17 protein-coding genes are annotated in these 26,255 nt (G+C 45.4%); 2 read left to right on the top strand and 15 right to left on the bottom strand.

Features of this window, described 5'->3' with window-relative positions; translation table 11 throughout:
• Nucleotides 1-2: 2 nt before the first annotated feature.
• From A587_RS0114290 to A587_RS0114220, 15 genes are all read right to left on the bottom strand, one after another.
• A complete protein-coding gene (locus A587_RS0114290; RefSeq protein ID WP_020477408.1) occupies nucleotides 3-1,868 on the bottom strand; it encodes a condensation domain-containing protein in 1,866 nt (621 codons plus the stop codon).
• A gap of 2 nt (nucleotides 1,869-1,870) precedes the next feature.
• The gene (locus A587_RS24745) at nucleotides 1,871-2,038 is read right to left on the bottom strand and encodes a hypothetical protein (RefSeq protein WP_017218130.1); all 168 of its coding nucleotides are present in this window, start codon (nucleotides 2,036-2,038) and stop codon (nucleotides 1,871-1,873) included.
• Entirely contained in the window at nucleotides 2,038-8,187 is a 6,150-nt protein-coding gene (locus tag A587_RS0114280) for a non-ribosomal peptide synthetase (RefSeq protein WP_017218129.1), read from the bottom strand. Before A587_RS0114280 ends, A587_RS24745 begins: the two co-directional genes overlap by 1 nt.
• Nucleotides 8,188-8,190: 3 nt before the next feature.
• Nucleotides 8,191-12,744, bottom strand: coding sequence for a non-ribosomal peptide synthetase (locus tag A587_RS0114275; RefSeq protein WP_017218128.1), 4,554 nt, complete (start codon nucleotides 12,742-12,744; stop codon nucleotides 8,191-8,193).
• 23 nt (nucleotides 12,745-12,767) lie between these two features.
• Nucleotides 12,768-13,523: a thioesterase II family protein gene (locus tag A587_RS0114270; RefSeq protein WP_017218127.1), complete on the bottom strand. Its 756-nt coding sequence runs from the start codon at nucleotides 13,521-13,523 to the stop codon at nucleotides 12,768-12,770.
• Nucleotides 13,520-14,227: a hypothetical protein gene (locus A587_RS0114265; RefSeq protein ID WP_017218126.1), complete on the bottom strand. Its 708-nt coding sequence runs from the start codon at nucleotides 14,225-14,227 to the stop codon at nucleotides 13,520-13,522. The genes A587_RS0114270 and A587_RS0114265 overlap by 4 nt, the downstream gene beginning before the upstream one ends.
• Nucleotides 14,224-14,955, bottom strand: coding sequence for an SDR family NAD(P)-dependent oxidoreductase (locus A587_RS0114260; RefSeq protein ID WP_017218125.1), 732 nt, complete (start codon nucleotides 14,953-14,955; stop codon nucleotides 14,224-14,226). The genes A587_RS0114265 and A587_RS0114260 overlap by 4 nt, the downstream gene beginning before the upstream one ends.
• 11 nt (nucleotides 14,956-14,966) lie before the next feature.
• On the bottom strand, nucleotides 14,967-15,365 hold the full coding sequence (fabZ, locus tag A587_RS0114255) for a 3-hydroxyacyl-ACP dehydratase FabZ (protein ID WP_017218124.1): 399 nt from the start codon (nucleotides 15,363-15,365) through the stop codon (nucleotides 14,967-14,969).
• A complete protein-coding gene (locus A587_RS0114250; protein ID WP_010369409.1) occupies nucleotides 15,362-16,477 on the bottom strand; it encodes an ABC transporter permease in 1,116 nt (371 codons plus the stop codon). The genes fabZ and A587_RS0114250 overlap by 4 nt, the downstream gene beginning before the upstream one ends.
• The gene (locus A587_RS0114245) at nucleotides 16,470-17,237 is read right to left on the bottom strand and encodes an ABC transporter ATP-binding protein (RefSeq protein WP_010369407.1); all 768 of its coding nucleotides are present in this window, start codon (nucleotides 17,235-17,237) and stop codon (nucleotides 16,470-16,472) included. Before A587_RS0114245 ends, A587_RS0114250 begins: the two co-directional genes overlap by 8 nt.
• A gap of 1 nt (nucleotide 17,238) precedes the next feature.
• Nucleotides 17,239-19,422 (bottom strand): beta-ketoacyl-[acyl-carrier-protein] synthase family protein, encoded by a 2,184-nt coding sequence (locus A587_RS0114240; protein WP_017218123.1) that lies wholly within the window; start codon nucleotides 19,420-19,422, stop codon nucleotides 17,239-17,241.
• Nucleotides 19,415-20,911 carry an AMP-binding protein gene (locus tag A587_RS0114235; protein ID WP_017218122.1) on the bottom strand — a complete coding sequence of 499 codons (1,497 nt, stop codon included), beginning with the start codon at nucleotides 20,909-20,911 and terminating at the stop codon, nucleotides 19,415-19,417. The genes A587_RS0114240 and A587_RS0114235 overlap by 8 nt, the downstream gene beginning before the upstream one ends.
• Nucleotides 20,912-20,945: 34 nt before the next feature.
• Nucleotides 20,946-21,239 carry a phosphopantetheine-binding protein gene (locus A587_RS0114230; RefSeq protein ID WP_017218121.1) on the bottom strand — a complete coding sequence of 98 codons (294 nt, stop codon included), beginning with the start codon at nucleotides 21,237-21,239 and terminating at the stop codon, nucleotides 20,946-20,948.
• Between the two features lie 137 nt (nucleotides 21,240-21,376).
• Complete coding sequence (locus A587_RS0114225; protein WP_010606259.1) at nucleotides 21,377-22,996, bottom strand: HAL/PAL/TAL family ammonia-lyase; 1,620 nt, start codon at nucleotides 22,994-22,996, stop codon at nucleotides 21,377-21,379.
• Nucleotides 22,997-23,646: 650 nt separating this feature from the next.
• Nucleotides 23,647-24,306 (bottom strand): hypothetical protein, encoded by a 660-nt coding sequence (locus A587_RS0114220; protein ID WP_017218120.1) that lies wholly within the window; start codon nucleotides 24,304-24,306, stop codon nucleotides 23,647-23,649.
• Nucleotides 24,307-24,586: 280 nt separating this feature from the next.
• Between A587_RS0114220 and A587_RS0114215 the strand changes: the two genes are divergently transcribed.
• Both A587_RS0114215 and A587_RS0114210 read left to right on the top strand, forming a co-directional pair.
• Nucleotides 24,587-25,180 carry an ABC transporter ATP-binding protein gene (locus A587_RS0114215; protein ID WP_017218119.1) on the top strand — a complete coding sequence of 198 codons (594 nt, stop codon included), beginning with the start codon at nucleotides 24,587-24,589 and terminating at the stop codon, nucleotides 25,178-25,180.
• A 1-nt stretch (nucleotide 25,181) separates the two neighbouring features.
• Nucleotides 25,182-26,255 carry a DUF6136 family protein gene (locus tag A587_RS0114210; protein ID WP_017218118.1) on the top strand — a complete coding sequence of 358 codons (1,074 nt, stop codon included), beginning with the start codon at nucleotides 25,182-25,184 and terminating at the stop codon, nucleotides 26,253-26,255.

Genomic DNA, 26,255 nt, shown 5'->3' with positions numbered 1-26,255 from the left:
CGCTACTGCGAGAAAAGTAGAGGGCGATAGGGGTATCGGCAGGCAATAGGCCTGCTTGGGCTTTGGGGTGCTGAGCAAGAATTTGTTTCGCTACTGCGAGAAAAGTAGAGGGCGATAGGGGTATCGGCAGGCAATAGGCCTGCATGGGCTTTGGGGTGCTGAGCAAGGATTTGCGTCGCAAGGGCATTGGCTTTACCGTTCACTTCGGCATAAGACAGCGCTTCACCGCTGCTGGTTAACAAGGCTGTAAGCTCTGGGGTGTTAGCGGCGTGCTGCTCTACTAAGCTTGCCAGATCTTTGTCGGTGGCAAATGACTCGGCGTTGTTGTGCCAAGCACGTATTGTGTCAGTCTCAGTTCTATTTTGTAGGGCTACTTTTGCTAGTGGCTGTGCGGTTCTGGCGATCACTTGATCGATAATATTGATAAAGCGCTCAGCAAGAGTTGCGATCCAGTCACTTGGAAATAGTGCGGTGGCGTAGTTAATATCACCAAATACTTCTTCGTCACCATTTTGTAGCAGCAAACTAATGTCGAACTTAGCCACTTTATGAAGCGCTTTTACTTGTGACTCATCCACTGGCGTAAACAGCTGTTGGCTGCTGTCGTCGCTGTTATTTTTAAATTGCTCAAGCGCAAACATCATTTGAAATAGCGGATGGCGAGACGGATCTCGTTGTAATTTTAGGGCGTCGACCAATTTATCAAATGGCAGATCTTGGTGCGCCTTTGCCGCTTTTAGGGTCTGGTGCACTTGTTGAATTAAGGCATTAAAGTCGAGTGCGTTATCAATATGAATTGGCAGGGCTAAGCTATTGACCAAAAAGCCAATAAGATTTTGTGTCTGGCTTAGATGACGGTTGTCAGACGGTGTACCTATGACTAAATCTGACTGACCGCTGGTTGCTTGTAATGTCAATGCCCAGCTGCTGAGCAGTACTACATAAAGACTGGTTTGTTGCGTTTTGGCTATGGCCTTTAGGGCTTCGCTTCGTTCCTGACCCAAATGAATACGGTGGTCGGCACCGTGATATTGATATTCATTTGGCCTTGGTAGTGGCGAATGAAATTCAAGCTGCTCAGCGCCTGCAAGTGCATCAGTCCAGTGGTCTAAAAGCTTAGTTAAGGTATCGCCGCTGAGGTACTCGCGCTGCCATTTTGCGTAATCTTGGTACTGTAACTCAAGCGCTGGTAGCTCAGGCGTTTTGCCTGAAGCTAGCATAAAATAGGCTTGGTGTAGCTCACGCATAAAGATTTCGGTGGACCAGCCATCAAACGCAATATGGTGCCACATGAATAGCACGTAACGTTCAGCGCCTAATGTCCAACAGCAAACCTTGAACATAGGCTCATTGGCTAAGTCAAATGGTATACTAATCGCTTGTTTAACAGCCGTATTAAGCGCTGCTAAGTCAGCGACTGCGCTCGGTTCAATTTCAATACTGGCGTTCAACACTTCTTGATAGTCGTGGCCTTGATCGTCTTGACGATAGACACTGCGAAGCACTTCATGCCTATCTAACACGATATTCAGTGCTTGTGTTAATCGCGTAAGCTCTGTGTGCTCAGAGAGTTTAACCAAAAACGGAATATGATAAGCGTTGGTGCCATTTTCTAACCGTTCGATAAATAATAAACGCTCTTGCGCAAACGAAAGCGGATGGCGGTTTAATTCTGGCAGTGTATTAAACGCATCCTTTGAAAAAATGGCTTTTGCTTCAAGGTAACCCATTAGCTGCGTTTTGTTTGACTTTAACTTTGCAACAAGTGCAGCATCTGGCGCTTGCGCGCCAAATGACAGCTCTAGTCCGCCGTCTTGCAACCAGATTGAGAGATTGTGATCTTTCAGTTCAGCGAGCAATGACAACATGGTTAAATCCTCATGCTATTAGTTTGTTCTTGTTGTGATCCGGAGTCTGCTTTAATTTCGATATCCACACTCAACGTCTCTAAGTTGTCGACGATTGCGGCAATATGGGTATGCTCAAACAGGGCTGAAATTGGGATGTTTAAATCCAGTGCTTTATTACAAGCATTCATCAACCGGATAGCCGAGATAGAGTCCCCCCCAATACTGTTAACAAGGCTGTAAGCTCTGGGGTGTTAGCGGCGTGCTGCTCTACTAAGCTTGCTAGATCTTTGTCGGTGGCAAATGACTCGGCGTTGTTGTGCCATTGGCTAAGCGTTGTCTGCATTTGGTTATTGACCAAACTAATGCTTTGATGGCTTTGTGTTAGTCGCTCCCCAAGCTGAACCAAAATAGCTTGTACTTGGTCAAGGATCCACTCTGCCCGCGCTGTGCTTAACCATTCCCCGTTGTAGTGCATCACAAAGTCTAAGCGGTCTTGCTCGCTTTGGGCCACCACAGAAAGCGGATAGTCGCCTTTCTCTATTGATTCTCTGAACTTCCAGCTGCCAGTACTTTCTGGAGTCGGGTAGTTTTCAAATACAAAGAGGGTGTGGAACAAGCGTTGACCATCACGCTGCAGCTTTGACAAGCTCATGTCGCTGTGGCTATTGAGTGCAGCGACGCCTTTTTGAATGGCTTTGAGGATGTCATTACAGCTTGCTTCTGCTTGCCAATTCACCACTAAAGGTAAGGTGTTGATGAACAAACCGACCGCTTGTTCAATCCCATTGACTGGAATTTCACGACCGGAAACTGTGCTACCAACAATCGTTTGGCTATCACCAGAATAGGTTTGCAGTAACTTATGCCAAGCAAATTGCAGTGCAACGTTGAGGGTTACGCCAGCTTGTTGACAAGTATGTTGTAGCGACCTAAACGCCTCGCCTTGAAGACTAAACTGCACCGATTGCACTTGCTCAACGATTCGACTTTGCGACAAGTCATACTGACCACCGAGTAATAAGTTAATATCGTTTGCGGTATCAAATTCGGCTTGTTGTTGCTGCCAGTAAGCCTGAGTTTGCTTGGCATTTTTAAGGTAATAAGCTTGCGCCTCTAAATAGGTTTGCTGCGCTTGCACCTCAGGTGTTTTCCCTGCACAAAGCTGGCGATAATACTCAGCGACTGCTTGCAGCATTAACGGTCCACTCCAGCCATCATTAATGGCATGGTGCTCGGTTTTGATAAGTGTGTAGAGGTTTTCACTGCGCTTAAATAAGGTGAAGCGAATAAGCCCCGGTTGACTTAGGTCAAACGGAACTTGTCGATCTTCGGCTTGAGCTTTGCTGATGGCTTGCTGTTGGTGGTGCTCGTCAAGGGATGACAGATCTACTATGGTGAAATGGTTGTCATCAATACTGGCGTCGCGACACACCACTTGGAGTAGACACTCTTGCCAATCAAAAGCGGTGCGTAGAATAGGGAAGCGAAGCGACGCTAAACGCCAAGCATGAATAAAATGTTTAACCTCCAGCGCTTGTTCAATATCCATAACCAATTGCACTCGGTAGGCATCATCCGTTGGAAAGTTAACAGCATGATAGATAAAGCCTTGTTGCAAGCTATTAGCAGGGTAAAGCGCTTCGATATTATAATGCTTGCTCAGCGCTTGATAATGACCATAAGACAAGTCGCTTAATCCCAAATCGCTTGGGGTTTGCTGTGGTGTTTGCGCGGCTAGTTCACAGCTTGCATTAATGACCTGATGAAGCGCCATTTCAAAGTGCTCAACAAATGCCAGCGACTGTGATTGGTTCAACCTCGAAACCACATCAAAGTGAAGCTTGTCACCGCGAACTGCGCCATTGATGTTGAGTAGCAGTGCATTGTCAGCCTGAGCGTTTGCCTCAGTCATCACATAGCCTGCTTGAGTATCATCCAGCTGCCAGTCTCGGCTTTGCTGTTGTTGCTGATTCAATTGACCTAGGTAGTTAAAGCTCACCTGAGGGCGAATTGCGCTGACTTTGTCTGTTTGCACAAAAGCGCCATAGCCCACGCCTTTATCCGGGATTTGGCGCAGCATTTCTTTAGTGTTTGCGATGGTTGCAATAACGTCGTCGTGGTGTTCAAGACGCACAGGATACATACTGGTAAACCAGCCTAAAGTTTGCGACACATCCAAGCGCGGATCTATATTTTCACGACCATGACCTTCAAGTTGAATATGATTAACGGTACTGTCAAAAGTGCTGTGTAGGGCAATATTGAGTGCCGCCAAAAGCAAGTCGTTAATGTCAGTATTCAAACTAAGATTGGCATCTCGTAGTAATTTAGCGGTCGTCTCTTGCTCAAACGTGATGCTGTATTGTGATTGTGCTGAGTAAGTGGGTTGGCTAGTAAAGCCTTTTTGTACCTGCTGCCAATAGTACGCTTGCTCAGGGTGAGCCGCAGGGTAGGTGGCAATGGCATCCACCCACTGACGATAGCTAGTAAGCTTGTCTGTTAGTGCTTCACCACTTAATAGGGTTTGTAAGTCTTGGCTTAACACCCGCCACGATACCACATCAATAATGGCATGATGGAAGGCAAAGAATACCTGACTGCCCTCGGCCGTTTTCACCAACGCTGCCTGCCACAGGGGGCCATTGAATAAATCAAATTGGCTTTGTAGTTTGGTCAATTCGGTAAATAACGCGTCCTTACTCAGAGTTGTTGCATCAAGTAATGGGACTTCAAACTCTATCGCCGCTTGGTACGCTTGTTTTACCCCGTTGCAGGTCTGAACAAAGTGACAACGCAGCATGTCATGATGCTCGCTCAGCGCTTGAATAGCTTGAGTCAACCCTTTGTAATCAATGTGTTCAGGCAAGTTAAGGGTAAATGCTTGGTTCCAATGGTGTGGATTTGGTAGCCCTAAATCGAAAAACCACTGTTGGATTGGCAGTAGTGCAAATTCGCCACTCAACCTACCTTGCTCCGTGATAAGCTCAATGGTTTCAGTGCTAACGTGTTGAATTAAATAGGCCTGCGCTGCCACGCTTGGGGCGTCAATGATGTCTTTAACCTGAAGGTTAAAGCCAGCTTTACGCAGCGCAGACACAAGTTGAATACTGACAATAGAATCGCCACCGACTTTGAAAAAGTCATCATTAACACCCACTTGTTCTAGCCCCAAGACTGACTGCCAAATACCACACAATTGTTTTTCTAATTCGCTGCTCGGTGCTTGATAGTTGTCTTCATCCACAACGGTTGGAGTAGGTAATTGCTTGTGATCCAGCTTACCATTGTTGTTAAACGGTAACGCCGACATCACTTCAAAGTAGCTTGGGAGCATATAGCTAGGTAAAACCTGAGCCAGTTCCTGTTTTACTGCATTGAGGTCTAACTCGCCTTGCTCTGGTACCACGTATGCAGCAAGTTGCTTGTTGCCCGCTTGTTCGAATACCACCACAGCGGCGACTTTCACTTGCGCCAATTCGTTGAGCTGTGCTTCTATTTCAGCAAGCTCAATCCTAAACCCGCGGATCTTCACTTGGTGATCGTTACGGCCTAAAAACTCTAGCACACCAGACTCGGACCAACGTCCTAAGTCTCCTGTTTTATACAGTTTATCTAGGCCGAGTTGTTTGGCCTTTGTGCTTGCAAAGGGGTTATCGATAAAGCGCGCAGCACTCATTTCTGGTTTATTAAGGTAGCCACAGGCAAGTCCGGCACCCGCTATAAATATCTCGCCTGTCGCGCCGTATGGCACTGGATTAAGATGTTTATCAAGCAATAATACTTGGCGATGATTAATGGCTTGGCCGATGGGCACCGGGCCATCAATATTGGCACATGGATAGAAAGTGGTAAATGTCGTGCTTTCAGTTGGACCATACGCGTTTATCACCAACTCTGGTCGCGTATCTCTGGCGAGAATGCGTTTGACTATGCTTGGAGTGATTGCCTCACCGCCTGTTAGTACGCAGCGGACATTGTCATAAATATCAGGTTGTTGTAAATACAGCGAATCAAACAGTGTGCGCGTTAGCCAAAGTACACTAACACCGTGCTGTTTAATTAACCTTGATAGACTGTCAGGATCCGCGCCTTGTTGCGCACTTGCTACAACCAATTTGCAGCCGTTTATCAATGGTGTCCAAATTTCAAACGTTGCGGCATCAAAATTTGGATTAGAGAGGTGAATAAAAACGTCGTTTTCTGACGTGTTTATTAAATCAGTATCTTGTACCAAAGAAACAACGCCACGGTGTGGAACGACCACGCCTTTTGGCTCACCTGTCGTACCCGATGTATAGATCACATAGGCTTCGGTTTGCGCATGTGCGCCTGACAGTACCGGCGCGGCATCAGACAAAGACAAGCTATCTAAGCAGGTAATTTGCGGCTCAGCATTACAACTTGCAACGAGTGCTTCGATACGCGGGCGCAGCTCGCTTTGTGTTAAAATCAAACTAAGTTGCGTGTCGTTGAGCATATACTCTATGCGCTGATCTGGATAATCAGGATTAAGCGGTACATAAGCACAACCCGCCTTTAGGATAGCCAGTTTTGCGATTACCATTGCAATAGAGCGTTCACAGAAAAGCCCAACAAAGCGATGGCTAGCGCCAACGTCCACATGATCTTTAATGTAGGCGGCAAGCTTATTCGCACTTTGTTCTAATTCTTGATAGGTCAGCTGCATTTCGCCTTCAACCAGCGCTATTCGAGCTGGCGTTTTTTGTGCTTGCTGAGCAACCAATTCATGGATAGTAGCGTGCAAATAATCCGCATGCTCGTCTACCTCAACTATGGGTGTTCGCTCATCATTACTTAACAAAGAAATTTGACTATGCGACTGGTTTTCATCAGCAATAATGGCATCTAACACCAATGTCATTTGGGTGAGCAATCGCTGTGCTTTGCTTGGTGCCAGCATGGTTTCGCAGAAGCTCAACTTAAGTAGCAAGATATCTTGTTGTTCAACAATGCTGATGGTGAGCGGATAGTCTACTTTTTCAATCATCTTATCGAATGACCATTCGAGTACGTCTTGTCCCGCTGGCGTCGGATAGTTTTCAAATACAAATAGACTGTTGAACAGGCGAGTATTCGGCTCTTGTAGTTGCGACAGTGAAACACTGCTGTTGCCGTTAAGTTCTGCAATTTTTTCTTTCAGCGCTGTAAGCTGGGTGCGAATACTGGCCGTTTCTTGCCAATTAAGGGAAAGAGGTAGGGTATTGATATATAGACCAACACTGGCATGGATCCCGTCAATGGGTAGTTCACGACCCGAGACGGTTGTGCCTACTATGGTTTGCTCAGCGTCGCAGTAATATTGCAGTACTTTATGCCAAGCAAATTGCATTAAGACGTTCAGCGTTAGTCCGTGCTGTTTAGCAAATGCTTTGAGCTGTTGATGTCGCTCTGAAGAGAGCTTTAATTCGCTCGCCGCCGCTTTTTGGATCTGTGACGAGCCAGATTGGTCAATATTTTTACTCAATAAGCGGTTGATATCATTGGGCTCACCAAATTGTGCCTTTTGGGTTTGCCAATAGCTATCGCTAGATTTTTGATTTTGCTGATAGCGCGCTTGTGTTTGTAGGTAAGCCGTTTCTTCTTCAACAATGACCGGCTCGCCTTTGGTTAATTTGGCGTAGTTTTGATGCACGGTTTGCAGCATCACCGGAAAGCTCCAGCCATCGCTGATGCTGTGGTGTTCTGCTTTAATTAGGGTGTAATGTGCATCAGCGCGTTTAACGATAGCAAAACGCATTAATCCCGGTTGAGTCAAATCGAAAGGCGTATTACGGTCGTCGTGAATGAGCTTATCGATACGCGTCTGTTGTTCAACTTGGTCTAACCTACTGAAGTCGTGAAAACTGAAGTGATTTGGGGTAAATCCGGCCCCTCCTTTGATCACTTGGATGATTTCATTTTCCCAGTTGAACGCAGTACGTAGCGCAGGGTAACGCATTGATGCCAAGATCCAAGCCTGTTGGTAAGCATCGACATCGAGTGCTTGATGGTAATCGATGACTAACTGAACTCGGTAAGCATCGTCATTTGGTTGGGCAAGGTGATGATAAACAAAACCTTTTTGCATACTGTTAGCATCAAAGATGGCACGGATCTCAGATGCCTTTTTATGCTCTGTCGCTAGTAACTGTTCAAAGTCTTGTTCGGAAAAAACTTGCTGCGATACAAGGTAATCTAATAATGCGGCTTTATTTGCTTTGAGGTAGTCAACCCATTGTTGGCTGAGTCCTTGCTCACCATGGACAATCTTAAGTTTGTCGCCGTTGGCCCAAAGCGCAATGTTATCCTTTGCAAGTGATTGGCATAAATTCAACATGGTTTAAATCTCTAATTCTTGTGTTTTTTCAGACTGAGTCGTGGTTTGTTCTAGTTGTGTTTCACTTAACTGGGATTGCAGTGCAGCTAGTTGCTCCTGAGAAAGCGAGCCCGCACCAAAGTCGCTAGGGGTGCTTACACCGCCGCGCTTTTTCGCCTCGAGCGCCATATCCAATACGTCATGTAGCGCTTGTGTTAAGTGAGTAGCGAAGGCATCGGTAAGATTGCCATCTAGTAATGAATCCACTTTGATCCTGAGTTGTTCGCCCTGAACTAGCGCATTGATATCGAGGATCAGATCCGAGCCGTTTTGTGCAGAACTTGTCTCGGTTTGCAGTTGGTTGTCTATCTGCCAAAGCGCATCGCTTTGCCCACCCATTTGGCCCAGGTAGTTAAAGCTGATACTTGGCAACGTTAAGCTGGTGTCTTGCAGTTGTGCACTACCAAAACCAAGACCTTTATTCGGGATCTGGCGTAGCGCTTCTTTGGCATCAATAATGGTGTCGTTTAGTGTCGCTTGTTGAGTCAGGCGTAGCGGGTACAAACAAGTGAACCAGCCAATTGTTTGGTTGATATCAGCATCATCACGCCACATTTCACGACCATGACTTTCCAACGTGATAGCATGCTGAGTTTGCTTAAAGGTTTTACTCAATGCTTGGCACAAAGCAGCCAGTAGTAACTCTTCACCTTGCGTATTGAAGCCTGCATTCGCGTCACGTATGAAGCGGGCCGTGGTTTGCGCGTCTAGCTCTAACCAAGCGGTTGACGGTGTTGCAGCCATGCTTGGCGGATAGCTTGGCAAGTTGGTTGCTAAACGCTGCCAAAATGCCATTTCTTGTGGGTGTGCTGCCGGGTAAGCTTGCATCATTTCTACCCATTGACGATAGCTGGTGCGTTTACTCAGCAACTCACCTTGTGCTAAAAGGGTTTGCAGATCTTGCGCGATGATCCGCCAAGAAACCGCATCAATGATTAAGTGGTGAAGCGCAAAGTGAAGCAGGTCGTAGTCTTCGCAAAACGCTTCGATATGTGTAACTTGCCAAAGTGGGCCATTACAAATATCGAACTGGCTTTGTCGCGCGTTGAGCTCTGCTTGTACATCGTGTGACTTGCCGTTAAGGACGTTGAGTGGCGCCATCGTACTAACATCGTTATATTCTTGCGTAATATGGCCTTCAAATTCCATAAAGGTTGTGCGCAACATATCATGTTGATCACTTAAACTGTGTAGTGCCTCTTGTAATTGAATTTGGCTAAAGCCGCTTGGGATCCTAATTGCAAATGCTTGATTCCAATGATTCTCCTCCGGTAGTGCTTTATTGAAAAACCATTGTTGAATTGGCAGTAGATCAAAGCGTCCGCTCAGTAGGCCTTGCTCTTGTGTTATCTCTCGTTGAGTCGCTTGTACGCTAACAATACGTTGACTCAACGCCGCTGCAGTTGGACAGTCAAAGATATCTTTTACTTGCAGTTCAATGCCTTGCTTTCTGAGTAAAGCAACGAGTTGAATCGTGAGAATAGAATCGCCGCCGATGGCAAAGAAATCATCTTTGGTGCTCACTTGCTCAACACCAAGCAAAGTTTTAAATGCTTCACACAGTTGCGCTTCAGTTTCGTCTTGCGGCGCTACATATTCGCTTTGGCTTACCAGCTCAGGCTCTGGCAACGCTTTACGGTCTAATTTACCATTGCCAGTCAAAGGTATTTCCGCAAGCTCAGTCCATGTTTTTGGCTGCATATAACTGGGTAGCGCTTGACTCACATGGGCTTTCACTTGGGCAGTTTGGCCGTGATGTTGTGGCTTAAACTTGATATAAGCGGCTAGGTAGGGAACACTTTGTAAGGTACGGTCGATAACCACCGCTTGGGCAACTTCTGGCAATTGGTTGATCACGCTTTCGATTTCACCCAGTTCAATACGGTAGCCACGGATCTTCACCTGATTATCGTTACGACCGATATACTCCAACTCACCATCCGGTAGGCGTCTTGCCAAGTCACCGGTTTTATACAGTCTGGCTCGTCCTTGTTGAATGTCTTGTTCGCTTGCGTATGGGCTGCTAATAAAGCGTTCTTGACTGAGCGCTTCGCGGTTTAAATAACCACGAGCAAGACCTGCACCGCCAATATATAACTCACCGCAGGCGCCGGGTTCGACCAACTGCAATTTGGAATTTAGCACGTACGCTTTCATATCTAATATGGGTCTACCGATATGAGAGGCTTTAGAACTTGATTGTTGCGTGAGTGCTTTATAGGTTACATGCACCGTGGTTTCAGTGATCCCATACATGTTGACCAATAGCGGCTGTTCATCGCCGTAGCAGTTCCACCAAGGGTTGAGCATTTCGGGGTTGAGTTTGTCACCGCCGAAAATCACATACCTCAGTTTGTCAAAATTCAATTTTGCGTTTAGTGCCGCTGCACTAAATTCATAGAATGCGGCAGGAGTCTGATTAAGCACAGTCACTTGATTGTCTGAGCAGTAGTCTGCAAAGGCCTCAAAATCGCGGATCAGGCTGTTGTCAGGAATACAGAGTTTACCGCCATAAAGTAGGGCACCCCACATTTCCCATACACTAAAGTCAAAAGTATAGGCATGGTAAAGCACCCAAGTATCGTGATGGTCAAAGCCATAATCTTGCTCCGTCGCCGTGAACAATCGGGCGACGTTTTCATGAGTTTGCATCACGCCTTTTGGTTGGCCAGTCGTACCTGAGGTATAAATGATGTATACCAAGTCCTGCGGTGATTGGCTGATGACAGGTGCTGTGTCGCTTTGTTGCTGAGCATTAAGTGGCGTAATTAATGGGCAAGCCACCTCCGCCAAACTGCATTTGTCTTGTGCGGCGGCATACTCTTGCTCGTCGACGATCAACAGGCTTGGGTTGGTATCACTTAGAATAAAGGTTGTTCGCTCGCTGGCATGGTCGGGAGACAGCGGCACATATGCCGCCCCCGCTTTAGTGACAGCAAGAATTGCAATCAGCATCTCGATAGAAGGCTGCATGTACAGCGCAATTAACGTATCGGCAGTGAGGGGTTGTTGATACTGAGACTGATATTGCTCCCGTAAATGCAAGGCCAGGGCGTTGGCTCTGGCGTTAAGGGTTTTATAATCGATAGATTGTGTTTGGGTTTGTAGCGCGATTTGATCTGGGTGCTTACTTACCGCTTGTTCAAACCAGTGATTTAAAGTGGTGTCGGAAAAGAACGTTTCATTGTCTTGATTGCTGCGCGCCAAGATAAGCTTTTGCTCTTCTTCATCCAGTACCGGCAGTTCGGCGATATTAAGGTCGCTAGAGTGGGTAAGTAATTCAATAAAGCGCGCCTGAATATCGGTGATCCGTGTCATTGCCACGCGAGAAAAGACAGACTTAGCGGCGACCACTTTACGACAAAGGCCACCTTCAGTTTCAAAATGCGTAAATTCGATATCAAATTGTGAAACACCAGGCTCAATGGATACCCCTTTGATAATGGTATCTCCCGCTGTGCCCAAGGCAAGTTCGTACCCTTGGCGACCAATCATCAACGGGGTGATCCCTGGACGAATACCATTGCTTTTTAGCTTGGCTAAGTAGTTACAGGTGACATTAATATGCTTTGCAGCGTCTTTATTATTATTTCCTGAAAGCAGTAATTGGGTGAGCTGGTTACTGACTTCACTGATAAGCGATGCACCTGTGTACTGCTCAATATCGCAAATAGAAACCGTTTCAACGTCTGAGTAATGACCTAAGATCGCGCGTGTTTTACGGGTGCGGCGAGCCATCGGGATCCCTATGGTCAAATCGGTTTGCCCAGTGGTATGAAATAAAGTCAAAAAGACGCTGGCAAGCACGACGCTAAAACTCGTAACACCAGCTTGAGAGGCCACCTGTTTTAGTTGTTTGAGTGCCTCTGGATTTTCTTCACGAAACGCGATGCCGTCATAATGGTGCGCTAGTGCCTCAGTATTACTCTGGTAAAAATCGATAGGATAGAGTTCGCTCTTTTGTGAGGTTGCTGCACGCTCAGGCTTTTCTTCAAACATCACTTGATAATCAAGGGGGGCGAGATCAAGTTCAGAGTTATCAAGCACCGCTTCTATACATGCGAGTAAATCGCTCATCAGTACTTGCAATGCCCACTGGTCACAGTTGATGTGATGCCCTTTGATGGTCAATAGCAACCGAGTTTCCGAGCTACAAGCGTAGAATTGAAAGGTCTCTTTGGTGATATCGATGGCTTGCTCAATTAAGGTTTTGGCGGTGATAGAGTCACTAAAAGCGGCAATCTCATCAGGCACGGCTAATAACTTAGGGGCACTGGCTAATAATTCGAGTTGTGGTTCGCCTTGAGCCTCATCAATACGACTCGATAAAACTGGGTGCCTTGCAAATAGCAACACCAAGGCTTGCTCTAGTGCCTCGGCTGTGAGCCCGCCGGTAAACTGTACCGCGCAAGCGATGTTATATACTGGATTTGCCAAATCAAGCTGTTGGGCTTGCCATACGTGAAGTTGCCTCGTTGTCAGAGACTTGAAATTGGCGGAATTGGACAGTGAGTTCATTGCGTGATCCTTGTTTTTTCGCCTTAACACAACGGCTTTTGCCAGTTTGCTTTTTGGTATTTTGTTTGCTGCAAGCGTGCTAAGTGTCGCGCTACTGCGGCGACAATCACCTCACACGCCAGCGTTGGGCGTTGTTGTAAATACATATGACCACCATCGACATGATGGTGCTGAAAATGGTTCTCGCAGTACTCAGACCAAGCTTGGTGTGACTCAGGCTTAACCAAGTGATCTTGTGTGGCGAGGATCAGTTCGACCGGCATCGTCAACGTAATGTCTGTACTGACGGGTTGCTCGGCTAACATAAAGTCGTCTTTAAACATGGCAGCCACAACCGCTTCTACATCCTTCGTTAAACGATGTTTAGGCAGCATGTCGAGATGATATAAAGTCGTGAGCAAGTCCGAGCCAGTCAATTTTGAGTACTGGGTAGCCGAGGGAATACTTGGCGCGCGGCACCCAGATAGACAGAGTAAATCCGGTGTTGTCAGTGCGTGTTTAGCAAGATGATCGGCAAGCTTATAAGCCACCATCCCGCCAAGACTGTGACCAAAAAACACGCACAGCCGCTCACTACGCGGCTGAAGTTGCGCGCTACTACTTAGGTGACTAAGTGCCTCATCCCAGTCCCGTAAAGATTGCATACCTGCTTTAGTACCACGGCCCGGTAAGTCGATGCCGTGGAGTTGCCAATGCGCAGGTAAATGTTTGGCCCATTCCCTAAAAAACAAAGAAGAGCCACCTGCGTGATGGAAACAGTATAAGTCAACCGGCATCATAGCTTGAGCTCCAGCGTTGGTGTGAATGCGATGGATTGACCGGTGAGCATGGAGTTGGTTTTCATAAAGTTGACTAGGTATTCCACCAAGTCTTGATAGCTGTATACCGCAGGTCGTGCACCCAGTACGCCTCCTTTTAGGTTGCGCTTTTGGATCCTTGCGGCTTTGCTATCGGTAGCCAGTAGCGGTAACACAAAACTGTTAACTGCCAGCTTGCTACCTTGATATTCGCGCGCGAGCGTCATCATCAATGCGTTATGAGCGTGGTTACAGACACTAGCGGTGGCCTCTAACTCGTAATTTAAGGTGTCGGATTGCGTTAAAAAGACGAGGTTTCCACCACTCACTCTGAGGTTGTCGGCGATGACTCTGAGTGCCGAAAATGCGCTTTCTAGGCGTGCGATCACTTGCTCACCAACGGCAATGTCTTCGAGTAGGTTGCTTTCATCAAGGCGATTGGCACAATGCAGTACCATCACTTCTTGCTGATTATTATTGATTTCAAACCAATCTAGTAATGCATTGGTATTTGACTCCGAGAGGGGAGCGCAAAGTTGGATATGGCTCGCTTCTGGATTATGCGCGAGCACTTCAGCACTTGCATTGATAAGGAGTAACGGATGTTTTTGCGACAGCAAATGGGTAACGAAGTGGCTATCAAACTCACTTGTTGGATAAAGTAAAATAAACGCTTGAGCATTCATACCGCAAGCCCTCCATCCAAACGAAGCACATTTCCAGTTTGGTAGTTTGAGGCGCTAGAAGCGAGATATAGCGTGGCATCGGCAATTTCTTTGACACTCCCAACACGACCTAGTGCGGTATGTTTAAGCACCGGGTTGATAATGCTTGCGGGAATATCATCAATCATATCGGTTGCAATAAACGTCGGAGCGAGTGCGTTACAGTAAATACCACAGTGACCATATTGCCGTGCAATAGTCCGAGTGAGGCCAATAATTGCGCCTTTTGAGGTCGCGTAGTTGGCTTGGCCTTCTCGTCCGCTTATTCCGCTTTGCGACACCATGTTGATAATCTTGCCTGCACCTTGCTTAGTCATGACTGGCAATACCGCTTGGCAACACAGCAATGTACCCTTGAAGTTGATATCTAACACGTTATGAAAAGCGTCGTACGACATCTGAGAGAACAAGCTATCATCCGTGATCCCAGCATTATTCACCAACACATCAACCCGACCCGTGTCGCTTATCGCTTGGCGAATAGCGGAATTGACGAACTCACTGTCGGTAATATTGCCGCTTTGTTGAGTGAAACGAGCTTGATACTCAGGTTTATGTAACTCCGCGATGGGGGTTTGTGTGCGACAAATACCGTATACTCGAGCACCACCTTGCAAAAAGGCGAGTGCGATCCCTTTGCCTATCCCTTTGGATACGCCAGTCACTACTACTGTCTTTCCAGTTAACACAACCAAGTTCCTTAATCCGTGTAAACAATCGTGAGTTCGGCTTTTGCAACCAACTCATCTTCAACGTGTGCTTGTGCTTTAAAGCGTGCCATCGCACCAAATTCAGTTTCCAGTTTTGCCGTTACTTTAATGATTTCACCGGGGCGAACAGGGCGACTAAATTTGGCTTTTTCTATGGAAGACAGCATGCCTCCTGTGTGCGTGTTGTTGCAGCACAAGCCGCTGATCTGCGCCATGGTCTCAATGATTAACACACCTGGGAAAATAGGCTCATCCGGAAAATGTCCTTGCAGGCCAGGCTCGTTATGCGAGACGAACTTCAATCCAACAATCATCTCTCCTGGAGAGTGTTCGATTATCTTGTCTGCAAACTTAAATGGTGCCTTGTGCGGCAAGTTATCGGTGATCATGATTTTTCATCTCCCCAGTCAAAGCAGAAGTAAACGATGAGGAAGAACACCACACTGGTGACGCCTAAAATAATCAGTTGACGACTTACCGCAGCCAGTTCAACGCCTTGGTTTGCGACTAAGCGCAGTGCATCCAAAAACGCAGTGGTTGGCAGTAACGAAACTATTTCTCGCAGTAGAGTGGGAAAGTTAGCCGTGTCGAAATAAATGCCTGATAAGAACATCAACGGAAAGTAAAGTAAGTTAGCTATCCCTGATGAGACTTCAACCCGTTGGCTACGGGCGCCGACCAACACGCCGAGCATACAGATACAAAATGAACCGAGTGCCATTACTGCAATGATATCCAGCACGTTTCCTTGCAGCGTGTAACCAAATAAAAAGTGAAATGCGACGAACAGAATCAGCATTTGGAACACCAGTAAGAATAAGCGTGCGAGCACGATCCCAATGATGTAATCACGGCGCTTGAAAGGAGAAAGGCGTAGACGTTTAAAAAAGCCGTTTTGTCTGTCCGACACTAAACTGTTGGCAATCGACACCAGTGCTAAACCAAGGACTTGTAACACGATGATCCCAGGGATCAACCAGTCAGTGTAACGATAACCTTTGACGCTAATGACATTGCTTCGCATCTCTTCGCCGTTAGCTTGCGCTTTAAGACGCAATAGATAGTTACGTGCCATTAACGACTCATCGGAGTTATGAGTAGAAAACATAGCGTTGGGGGCAAGGTAGACTTCAGGGCTCACCTCATTTTGCAGCTTACGTAGCACCGAGCCTGGTGAGCTGATCACTTCCGCCAGCTGAGCAGAAGCAAAACTGTCTTCCAGCACAATTGAATCGGTTTGTGAGAGGCGGGTAACGGTAACGAGTGGATCTTCTTCCATCGCTTTTAGCCATTTCTGTTCAATTTGCTCGCCATGCATCACCACCACATTCATAGGTGACATTTTTGGTCCACCTGAGAAGGCTTGGATCAACAATAGGGCGATGAAAATAGGTAAACCGAATGTCCATAGCAATACCGCTTTATCACGGAAAAAAGGTCGAATATTGACCATCATTAATTGCCAAAATGGATATAGCTTAGTTTGACTTAACTCAGGCATAACTTTCCCTCTCCATCGTGGAACCTGTGAGTTTCAAAAATACGTCGTTGAGTGTGGCTTTTCTGGGTTCTTTAATCACCGGAGTCTCAAAGGTGCGATTAATAATGTCGCTTGGCGCGCCTGACTCTATGATTTGACCTGAATTAATGATGGCTAAGTTGTCGCATAAGAACTCTGCCTCATCCATGTAGTGCGTCGTTAACATCACACAGGTACCGGCTTCTTTGAGATCTTTAATGATGTGCCAAAACTCTTGGCGACTCGTGGGGTCAAGTCCCGTAGTTGGCTCATCTAAAAACACCAACTTGGGCTGGCCAACCACTGCCATCGCCAAAAATACGCGTTGCTTTTGTCCACCACTGAGCTCGCTTAGCCAAGCGTCCTTTTTCTCGCTTAAATTGAAGCGCTCAAGCAGCGTATCAATTGGCGTGTAGCTTGGGTAAAAGCTGGCAAATAGCTCGACGCACTCTTTTACTTTGAGTTTTTCGTAGAGGTTATTGTGTTGCATCACGCCACCCATAAGGCTGCGAAGTTTGGTTTCGTGTTGCTTCCAATTAAGACCGAATAACGTCACTTCACCTGATGTTGCACTACGCAAGCCCTGAAGTATTTCCAACGTCGTGGTTTTTCCGGCGCCATTGGGCCCAAGGAGTCCAAAACATTCGCCTTCGCTAACGCTAAAAGAGACGTCGTCGACGGCAACTTTTCGTGTTCTTTTGTAGACCTTCCTTAAGTTCTTCACTTCGATCACGGTCGTCATCTTATTTCCTTACTGTTCGTAAAATACATCCCGTCATACTTCCCGCGAGATTAACGCTTAGGAGTAGGGTTTGATCTAACTCGGTATCACCAGCTGGGGTGTTGAGTGCATGCATTAGCGCACGCACTGCTAATTCTGTACTGTGTAGAGGCGTGGTTTGTGGTTGATATTTTATAAGTTGAGCCTGTGGTAAATGGCTGTCCAAGCTTGCTGCAATGGTGGCAAACGCTTCGTCGTGATGAGTACTTAACACGACATTGCCCACTTGGCTTAGCTTCCTAGCATTGCTTGCCAATAATCTGTCTAGTGCTTGATGCTGCTGCGCATCATTGATTTGAATGAAATCAATAATTTCTGCGAGAGGTCGGTAGCCTGCCGGTAACACCTCGCTGGTTGCCAAGAGTGCTGCGCTGGAAAAATGACCGATATCTGCTTGGAATTGATGTGCAGCCCAGACTTGCTGCGAGAGTGCAGTATCGTCTTGCGAGCTACATACCATCGCATATCGACTTCGACCTTCACGCATATCAAGTGCTGCGCTCCAAAGCGCATGTAAAAAGTCATTGCCTAAATCACTCACACAAGTGGCCGAGTTTTTAAAGCCAAAGCCGAGCGCCAGTTGCCCTAATGTGGCATTGACGACGGTATTGGGGAAGTGCGTACTTTTTAGCTCTGCAATGCCATCTTGAAATGATGCGAGGTTTTTATCTAAGGTTTCCAGCGAGCCAATGGGATTAGCATAGTAGGCTGCGAATTCTGGCAGTGGTAATTGCGCTAGATCGAGATCGCTGTCTTGTAAGGTAAATTGACAGGCACCCAAGGCAAATTGTGCAACACACGGTGTACGGCGCTGGAAAAGTGCTGGGAACTGCTGTTTTAAGTTAAATTCAGCAAAGTGGTCGGTACTATTTTGTCTAGCATTGTACACTTCAGTATCAGACAGGCTGGTGGCGGCAAGTAGATACACCGGTTTTGTCGCCGTGTTAATCGACGTTTTCTGGTGTTTACTGAGTAGCATGCTGGTGTTGTGACCACCAAACGCTGAGTTAGTCACCGCAAAAACATCAACAACCTGAGATTTCGCCTGATTGGTGACTAATTGATACGCTTGGCAACACGACCTTATTGAGTCGACACCCAGTGTTGCTGGTAGAAGTCCTTCATCCTGGCTGACCAAAGTTGAAATAAGTTCTACGGCACCAGCGGCACCAAGGGTATGACCAAAGTAAGATTTACTACTTGAAACCGAGACGTCGCGCATGGCCTGTTCACCAATGGCTGATTGGATCCCTTTTAGTTCTGCGCCATCATTTGCTGGCGTACCAGTCCCGTGGCTGTTGATATATTCAATATCACTTGCCGCAACGGGCGCATAGGACAATGTCTGCGTAAAAGCGCGGCGTACACCATCGCCCTCGGGGTTAGGCGCTGTAGCGTGGTGAGCATCTAAGCTCGACCCTGTCGCGAGCAACTGATATCGCAGCGTTGCGTTACGCTGATTGGCATGTGTTTGTGATTCAAATACTAAAAAGCCTGCGCCTTCACCTAAACTTAATCCCATTTTTTCGCTGTACGGAGCACAAGGTTCAGGACTCAAGGACTGTACCGACTGAAAGCCGCCGTAAACCAGCTCGCTCAGGGCATCCGCACCGCCAGCAATGACGACATCTGCTTGGTCGTTTTCGATAAGTTGTTTAGCAAAAGCAATGGCACTGCTACTTGCGGTACAGGCCGAGGTGAAAGTCATTACAGGGCCCTGAATACCGAAGTGGCGGCTGACATCGGTTGCAATTTGATGTGGTGGATAAAACTTAAACCCCAGTTGGTGCTGACCTTTAAGGCTCTCCATCAATGAAAACATACCGCAGTTTGCATTACCGAGAATAAATGCCACACGGGTGTTGTCCATCTGAGTTAAGGCTAAATTTGCATGCTCAAGTGCTTCTGTAACGGCATGGATAGCATATTGGCTCGCCAGATCCATATCAAAATGTTCTGCGCTGTGGTTCTCGTAGTTGATAGCGAGCGCCCCAACATTGTGTGTTAGTCCCTGTGTGTCGAAACGATTAATGCGGTCAATACCAGTGCGGTTTTCCTTGATGCTAGTTAGCAGCGCTTGGCGATTTTCGCCTGCTGCACAGAGCACACCATAACCAGTAATGAAAGTTTGTTGTTTATTATTCATGTACGCATTCCTGTAGTGCCGAGAGGGTGATTTTGCCGAGCTCGTTTTCTGGAAATTGCGCCAAAAAATGAACCTGCGGCGTGGGTAAATCTTTAAACCAACTTCTGATGTCCTGAAGGGTAGGGATGCAAGATAGTCCTTCGACAAAGGCGACCAGCTCGCCCCCTTTATTATTGTTATTGTCCTCGATAAAAAACACGCGATGGCGAAGTCCCACAAAGCGTTCTTGGAGGATTTTTTCTATACTTTGTAGCGAGTAGCGTTTACCTGCATATTTAAATATTTGGTCTGCGCGCCCACCGTGTGTGAATTGATTTTCATTGCTGAAAATCAGCTTATCTTTGAGCTCAAACTCTTCACAATTAGCCACTAAAAACGGCGATCTCAACATGGTTTTGTGCTCGCCATTTTGATAAATGTCGACGGCAGTGAACTTAGTAAAGTGCGTTTCGTTGTTGCCTAATGGACGATAGCCGATACCGCCGGTTTCAGTGCTTCCTAGTACTTCAAAAGCTTGTATTGAAAGTGATAGGTAAGAAATAAGGTCGGCAAGTTTTTGCTCTTTCTCACCTTTGAATGGTGCACCTGAGCTTATTAAATAACAGTGGTTTTGATTTAACTGATCGGCCACAAAGTCAAACATAGTTGGCGTTAAGATCACACCTACCTGTTTGTCTTTTACAGGTTGTAAATCCGGTGTTGAACCGAGTTCGTAACACACTGGTTTGCCTAGCTGAAGAGGGAGCATAAATGCCCAAATAAAACCGAACATGTGGCGGATATCTACGCAAGCACAGAAATAATCTACTGCGTTAAACGAGAAAGTGTCAGCAAAGGTGACGGCTTCTGCATGGAGTGAGGCGATGGATTTATGCCAAGTTTGTGGCTTACCTGTGCTGCCTGACGTTTCAAAGCCAATTGTCTTATCGCTATGGTGCTGTAAAAATGCCGTCATGGAATGAAACGGAATTTCCACCTCTTGATTGGCAAGCGTGAGCTCTCGCCAGCTAAACGCATTGGCGTTCGCGGCTGTATTCGCACTTAATACCGGAGTGATATTGTGTGCTAATAACACCATAGTGCTCACAATGATATCGCATGGCGTACTGTCTTTGATAAGACGAGCCTGACCGTTGATCTCACACTCTAGACTACGCTGTATCAGTGCTAGTAAATCGGTCTCTTTGAGAGAGGTGACTTGATCTGCCCAAGTCTCTAAGGGTGTTGCTTGTTTTTGTTGCGTTAAGTTTAACGCTATTTGACGTGTTAGTGTCGCCAAAGTTACAGTGCTCAATCCGCCCAAGTCTTTTAATTGGAACGCTTTTTTACATGCAGCAGATAACTGCATAAGGTCGACCGAGTCGAGAAACAGTGGCGCCTCAATTAAATTGGCGTCGTCACTTAGTACGTCTAGTTGTTCTTTATCTACTTCTAACTCAGCTTCAATCAGTTGCATGAGTGTTGAACGAATGGCACTGTATGTTTGCATGGTGTCCTTCCAAGCGGAAATGGTTACGGTCAGATCAACAAGCTTCAGCTGTTGTTTGTGCTTCAACTTGTTCGTGAACAAAGCTAGCTAAGGTACTGACGCTTTTCATTTTTTCTTGAATGGTTTGTTCTGGGTAATCTTTGAACTTAAGGTTGTATTTTTTCTCGATAGATACCACAAGATCGAGCACCTCGATGCTGTCTAGATCTAGACCGTCACCGATAAGTTGAGCATCATCTTCGATTTCATCAATGCTATCTACCACTTCTAAATTGTCTACAATGATGTCTTGTTTAATAAATTGTGTTATTGATTCTAAGCTACTCATTTTTATATCCTTTTTAGTTTCTTTGGTGTGTAGTTTACGTCTCATTAGTGGTTTTTGAGCAACAACAAGCCCTAGCTGGCTGCAGTGAAGCTGCCAGCTATAGCGTTATCGTCATCTCAAAAATGACTTAGAGAGGGTTACTGCTCATTAAATAGGGCGTTAACCATATTGTTGATTTCGACATCCATCGGTCTATCTTCAATGACTGGTTGGAAGTTGCTGCTAATTTCGTCGAAAAACTCGCGAGAAAGCGCGTTGAGTTTCTCTGCTTTCGCATCTTTCCCGTCAACATAAAATGCTTGGCGGATCGCCATTGCCTGAATAGCAATAACTGGCTTGATAAGATCTGTAATACGACGAAGGTCACGTGCAGCGATAGTGCCCATGCTGACGATGTCTTGGTTTAGTGCTTCTGTTGTGCGTGAAAATACTGACATAGGGCCTGCATTTTTAAGTGCTTCTGCAACAAGAGAAGAAGAGGTAATTTGCATTGCTTTGAAACCGTGGTGTACCCAAGCTTTGTCGCCAAGATCTTCACGCGCAACCAAGTTGTTAGAAATTCCACCGTTAAGGCGATCATCAACCAAAATGCCTAATTCACGCTCTAGTAACGCGCCCATGTTTGCAACGAGTGGTTTGAGGGTATCGCACACCGCTGCAACGTGACCACCGTAGAAGTGACCCGCGTTGAGGATAAGGTCGTTCTCATCATCAAATAGTGGGTTATCGTTCACTGAGTTGATTTCAGTCGTTAGGATCTGTGATGCCCACATCTCAGCATCAATTAATGGACCTAACACTTGCGGAGAGCAGCGAATTGAATAGCTATCTTGTAACCTAAACGTTTCTTGCTTGCCAAACTCAATGTTGTCATCGGTGCGGTTTCTGCGACCTAAACGCTGATCGACGTTAGTTAAGCGTTCTAGAATTTTCTCTGCGCAGATCTGCTGTCCGCGGTGTGGTTTAAGTTCGTGTACGCGTTTATGGAATGGTGATGCTCGACCTTCGATAAGTTCGACATAAAGCGCGATCAGTTTACAGCTTAAATCAATGCCGCGGCGGATGTCTTTTAGTGCATTCGTGGCGATAGCAGACATAACCGAAGTACCATTCATGATAGCTAAACCTTCTTTCGGCTTTAGCTTGTATGGCGCAATGTTTAGCTCTTCTAATACTTCAGCGGTTTCACGCAGTTGTCCTTGATAGTACACTTTACGCTTACCACCAAGTGCGGCACCGACATAAGAAAGTGGTGTTAAGTCGCCACTCGCACCCACAGAACCCATAGAAGGGATAGCTGGGATGATGCGGTTGTTTAGGAAGGTTTCCATCTGCGCCAGCAATTCCCAACTAACGCCTGAAAAGCCTTTGGCATTGCAGTTCATGCGGATCAATAAAGTCGCGGCACAATCAGACTCTGAAAGGTAATCACCAACGCCACAGCCATGATAAGCAATGAGGTTTTGTTGTAATTCTTCAGAGAGAGAAGTCGAAATACGGTTACTTGCTGAGTTACCAAAACCAGTCGTCACGCCGTATATATCTTCTTGATTTGCTAATTTATTGTCCAGGTATTGACGGTTTTGCTCGATTCTAGCTTTTAATGCCAACTCGTCCAATTTTACTTTGGATAAGGGCTGAGCTGCGTAATCTTGCACTGACTCCAGAGAAAGTGATTGATCTTGCGAGATGAAAACAATACTACCGAGCTTTTTCTCGACCTGAATTGCTTCCTTTTCTGTGTTGTACTGGTTCATGACTTTCCTACTCTGACTAAAATAATGAATCCGATTGTGATTTTCACAATGCTTATATTTTTGTATGACCGGAAACTGTTTAGAAAACCCAATCATACTTGTTAGAGGCGAGTACTACTTAACCAACGTCCCGTGTGTGCCAACCCGTTAACTTGGCCGGCTTTGTCGCGATACTATTGTCGCTATCTTTGTTACAAGATTATTTTATTTGTAAATAAAAAATATTAAATGTGATTTTTTGATTGTTGTGTTTTAAGAACGGCGGCTAGGTTAAGCCTGAGTTTTCAGGGTGTCAACACGAAAAATTTGACATTTTAATGTTAATTAAATCTAACGTTAACATAATTGAAATGTTATAAAATGATTGCAATTTGGAGTTGTTAATAGCTATTTTTTATCTCTATGAGATATAAAGAATTAATTGATTTTTAAAGCTAAAACTCTATTTTTATTGTACGTGGAAAGTTTAATAAAACTGACTTATGACAAATGTCACTATTTTGTATGGTCGGATCTGAAAATGAATAGAATTGACTTATTTCGACAGAAAGTTGAATTTTTTGTGAATAAAAAATGCGTTATAAATATAAATCTAGACGGCTAACCGTTGAGGTTGCCGGAATATCGGCAGCCTCAAAGACGGTGATTAATTAGTATTCTAAAACGGTGCTCATTAATCCAGTTTCACCGACGACGAGTAAGTAAGAGCGGTCTAGCGATGCATTGCAAAGACTTATAACCTCATCACCCATCATAATATCTTGATTACAGTCATCCACTTGATACCAGCTACTGACTTCTCCTTTATCAAATTCAACGTCTGAACCGTTAATATTTAATGTCATTGTTTTAGCAGCTAATACTCGTACGGTAAATTTATTATCGTGATCATCTTTAGACTTTCTAACAACCTTTATATCTAAGGTATCGTTGCTATCCTGCATTACCACAAAGTGATAATCTCGGTCATTACTCACCTTAATTTTTTCTTGTTCTACCATGCCAAGCTTGTTGACTGACTCAGCATAAAAACTGATTTCACGGTTGGTGTTATGTTCGTGTGTTATGCGTACGGGTTCTGAACCGGAAGCTAGTACTTTGACGCGATATTTATCGTCAGCGACATTTCGTTCATCACCGTCTAGTTCAGTGTTAGCAAGGTGAAATGCAATTTCATAATCGGTGGCATTAACCAAGTTATATTGGTTTTTATAGATGTCAGAACCGAAGTTGGCGGTCTCGACATCTTCAGACGAACAGGCAACCGCTAATAGGGATAGGGTGGCTGCAGTTAGGATACGAAAGTTCATAGTTGATCTCCTTTATCAATATTTTGAACATAGGTCGTTATTCAAGCGATTTCGGAGCAAGAGTATAGGATGGAAAAATGAAAGGTTACTTAATGATGTTTATAAGATGTTAAAAAATGTAGTATGTAAGGCTTTGTTACAAAATAAGGTACGTGGTATTCGCCATTTTACTTTCTAACTAGGTGATAAATATTGGCTTTTGTAATAAGTTAAGTTTTATGACAACTACATTTTTAAACATAAATATAAATCCCTATTTGGATTTATAGTGTAGAGCAAGATGATAACGATAAAATCTTTAAGTAAAAGTTTCTCCAAAGAGGTACTGTTTGACAACTATTCACAACAGTTTGATCATAATAGAATTTGTTTAGCGGCGCCGAATGGCGTAGGGAAAACCACCTTACTGAGTATGATTGCTGGGCTTGATGATGCGTTCAAAGGCGACATTCTTTTACAAGGCAAAAAAATCGATAAACGCCAAACACTTGTTGCACTTGCGTCAGACAATATTCCATTTCCTGCTTTTTTGCGTGCAAAAGAGTTATTAACTCTCACATCAACCGCATGGCAATGTGATTTTCCTTCGCAGCTTATAAACGACTTTCAGTTTGAAACCTTTTTAATGACGCGCTACGCGGATCTCTCCTCTGGTAACAAAAAGAAGCTTCAGCTTATTAATGCCTTGATGCGTAATACCCCTTATTTATTGCTCGATGAGCCTACTGCGGCTTTGGACGCGGCAGGCTGCGAGTATATCGTTGAGCTTGCGCAAAACTACGCTGGCATGGTGCTGATGACAAGTCATGAGCCTGAACCTTTTTTACAAGTTGGATTTTACTCTGTTCCCTTAGCACCAAAGCAGGGTAGTTAATATGCTTTATTACTATCGTTACAGAAAAGCATCACTTTCCCTATCGCTGCAAGCGATAGGCCAGCAACTTCAGCAATTTGGCTTGATGATAGCTGCATTGTTTCAAGTTTATCTGCTAGGTTTTATCGCAATACTATTTATAGGTATAGGTAAAATTGTAGAAAGTGATAATCCCATTGCACAGGTACAAATTGCATGGGGATTACTTGCGGCGCAAAGCTTTATTTTATTTGTGTTTAGAGATGCGGTTTTGGACAAAGCGCACAGAAGTTACCACCACACAATCCTCCATCGTGCCATCCATCAAAAAGTGGCAGATGGGTTGTCCGTGCTTGTTGTTCATCCCTTATTATTGATGACTCTAATTCTCTGCTATTCGATTGGAATTGAGAAAATCACACAAGCGTGGCAATTACTGGTTTTTGCGGTGACGCAATTCTTCATTGCCCTTTGTTTTATTTATCGACCCTTGGGGACCAGTATTGGGTTATTGATAACAGCTATTATCAGTTTTGCTGTTATCGAAATTACTTGGTATTTGGTTGCTGTCAATCTAATAGCACTTGGCTGTGCAGTTTTGCTACCGCGTAAAGTGACGCTATCGATAATGGTTAAAGGATTGACGACATTTTGGCTGAGCTTTGCTTACAACCACTATTTTGTGTTGCTTTGGCGCATTGTGATGAGTGTATTGGTGCTATGGTTTGGCGCGATCTTAAGCGCAGAGCGCCCCGATCTGATGGCAAATTACGTTCCAGGTCTGGTGACGTTAAATCTATTATGGTGGTCGAGCCTAGCCATTGATCTCAAACCTGAAGTCTACGACCGCACTGCATATTGGTTGAGTATAGATAAGCTGCAATCGGCAAAGCAGAGTATTTGGATTATTGTTCTGACGGCCGCCGTCTGTTTTTCAGTGCCTGTCTATATGTTATTGGGACTGAGTGTAGTGAGTCTATTACCTTATGCCTTTCTACCACTTTTAGTGTTAAGTGCATTAAAAAGTCCACAGCATTTAGCTATGACTTGGCTCAGTACTTTAGTGCTGAGCTATACCGCGTATGTGCTGTTGTAA

The organism is Pseudoalteromonas sp. NJ631 (assembly GCF_000276645.1).
Taxonomy (GTDB): domain Bacteria; phylum Pseudomonadota; class Gammaproteobacteria; order Enterobacterales; family Alteromonadaceae; genus Pseudoalteromonas; species Pseudoalteromonas piscicida.
Note: the sequence above shows the minus strand (reverse complement) of the source record. Positions and strands in the feature narration are given on the sequence as shown.